Origin of the sequence: Nocardia paucivorans NBRC 100373, from assembly GCF_000308675.1 — a bacterium.
GTDB classification, from domain to species: Bacteria; Actinomycetota; Actinomycetes; order Mycobacteriales; family Mycobacteriaceae; genus Nocardia; species Nocardia paucivorans.
This window is the reverse complement of sequence record NZ_BAGE01000096.1, coordinates 1-873: the sequence shown is the minus strand read 5'-3', so window position 1 is coordinate 873 and position 873 is coordinate 1. Positions and strand designations below refer to the sequence as shown.

Genomic DNA, 873 nt, shown 5'->3' with positions numbered 1-873 from the left:
GTGACCGCCGCCGCGGAATGACCGCCGCGGGCACCGGACCCCGCCGGCCACCTCATCTCACCTCTACCGAAAGGATTTTATTCGCAATGTCTCTCGTCTCTCTCACCGTGACCATGAGCGACCGCTCCACGGTCACCGTCACCGGCGACCAGGTCAGCCCCCATTTCGCCGTCACTCCCGCGGTGGCCCGCCGTAGCGACGGCACTGTGGGCCTGGCCACCGACGGTCGGGTCCTGACCCATATCCCGACCGGAATCGCCGTCACCAGCGATCCCTATATCCCCATGGATCGCTTCGCCGCCGCGCTGGAGGCCCTGCCGATCGACTGGGCGCACCTCGCCCTCCCGATCACCCGTGATCTGCGCGATCGGATCAAGGATCTGCATCGCCGGCTGTGGGAGGGCGCGGGTCGCGAAAGGCCGTGGCCGGAATGGGTCGGCCGGGTGGCCGACCCGGCGCGATCGCTGCTGGTCGAGGTTCTCGACCAGCAGCTCGAGGAGAAAGTCCCCCTCTTCGAGCTCACCCGCACCTACGGGTTGGCATATCTGCTCGGTGTCCTGATGCGCGTCGACCCCGCCGCGGCCGACCGTGCGGCTCGTCATCTGACCCACATGTGGGCCCGCGAGGACGAGGCGGCAGGCGAAGACCTGTACCGGTGGCGTCAGGCACTCGCCGAGGGTCGGCCCCTGCGCCTGCCCGGCGGATTCCCCGACCTGCCGGTCCCCGCGCCGAAGGCCACACCGGCCGAAGCGCTCGACCACGCCGACGCGCAGGGGTGCTGATCCAGGGCGACGAGCACGGGTGAGATCTCGACCGAAGGACCGGGGTCCGGGCATCGCATACATGCCCGGACCCCGGTCGTGACGACGATAG

Annotated in this window: 1 protein-coding gene; it reads left to right on the top strand. The window is 69.5% G+C overall.

Annotation, left to right across the window (positions count from 1 at the left end):
• The first annotated feature begins 86 nt into the window (after positions 1 to 86).
• Positions 87 to 782 (top strand): hypothetical protein, encoded by a 696-nt coding sequence (locus tag ON32_RS23430; protein WP_040793185.1) that lies wholly within the window; start codon positions 87 to 89, stop codon positions 780 to 782.
• Positions 783 to 873 lie beyond the last annotated feature (91 nt).

Excerpts from the sequence above, each read along its gene's own strand:
- ON32_RS23430 (WP_040793185.1), top strand. The coding sequence starts at position 87 with ATGTCTCTCGTCTCTCTCACCGTGACCATGAGCGACCGCTCCACGGTC.